Origin of the sequence: Sporosarcina cascadiensis (genome assembly GCF_009650995.1) — a bacterium.
GTDB classification, from domain to species: Bacteria; Bacillota; Bacilli; order Bacillales_A; family Planococcaceae; genus Sporosarcina; species Sporosarcina cascadiensis.
On sequence record NZ_WHVV01000042.1, the window covers coordinates 1 to 635 of the forward strand.

At 55.1% G+C, this 635-nt stretch carries 6 tRNA genes; all 6 read left to right on the plus strand.

From position 1 onward, the window contains the following. Positions 1–100 precede the first annotated feature (100 nt). The 6 genes from GDZ68_RS17905 to GDZ68_RS17930 all read left to right on the plus strand — a co-directional run bounded on the left by GDZ68_RS17905 (position 101) and on the right by GDZ68_RS17930 (position 635). A tRNA-Leu gene (locus tag GDZ68_RS17905) sits at positions 101–182 on the plus strand. A 9-nt stretch (positions 183–191) separates the two neighbouring features. Continuing rightward, a tRNA-Gly gene (locus tag GDZ68_RS17910) sits at positions 192–263 on the plus strand. Positions 264–273: 10 nt separating this feature from the next. After that, positions 274–362, plus strand: a tRNA-Leu gene (locus tag GDZ68_RS17915). Between the two features lie 14 nt (positions 363–376). Beyond that, positions 377–453, plus strand: a tRNA-Arg gene (locus GDZ68_RS17920). A 21-nt stretch (positions 454–474) separates the two neighbouring features. Next, a tRNA-Pro gene (locus GDZ68_RS17925) sits at positions 475–551 on the plus strand. An 8-nt stretch (positions 552–559) separates the two neighbouring features. Then, positions 560–635 (plus strand) — tRNA-Ala (locus tag GDZ68_RS17930).

Here is a 635-nt window from a genome sequence, read left to right on the forward strand (position 1 = left end):
CCGTTAGCTCAGTTGGTAGAGCATCTGACTTTTAATCAGAGGGTCACAGGTTCGAATCCTGTACGGCTCACCACTTTTATTGGCTTCATGCCAACACATTGCGGGTGTGGTGGAACTGGCAGACACGCTAGACTTAGGATCTAGTGCCTTCGGGCGTGGGGGTTCGACTCCCTTCACCCGCACTTTTTCATGCGGAAGTAGTTCAGTGGTAGAATACGACCTTGCCAAGGTCGGGGTCGCGGGTTCGAATCCCGTCTTCCGCTTTCCACTCTTGCCGGGGTGGCGGAACTGGCAGACGCACAGGACTTAAAATCCTGCGGTAGGTGACTACCGTACCGGTTCGATTCCGGTTCTCGGCACCATAATCAAGTACTATGCGCCCGTAGCTCAATTGGATAGAGCGTCTGACTACGGATCAGAAGGTTGTGGGTTCGACTCCTGCCGGGCGCGCCATATTTTTAAATCCTTGATAGTCGGGAAGTAGCTCAGCTTGGTAGAGCACTTGGTTTGGGACCAAGGGGTCGCAGGTTCGAATCCTGTCTTCCCGACCACTTTATACGGGGCCTTAGCTCAGCTGGGAGAGCGCCTGCCTTGCACGCAGGAGGTCAGCGGTTCGATCCCGCTAGGCTCCACCA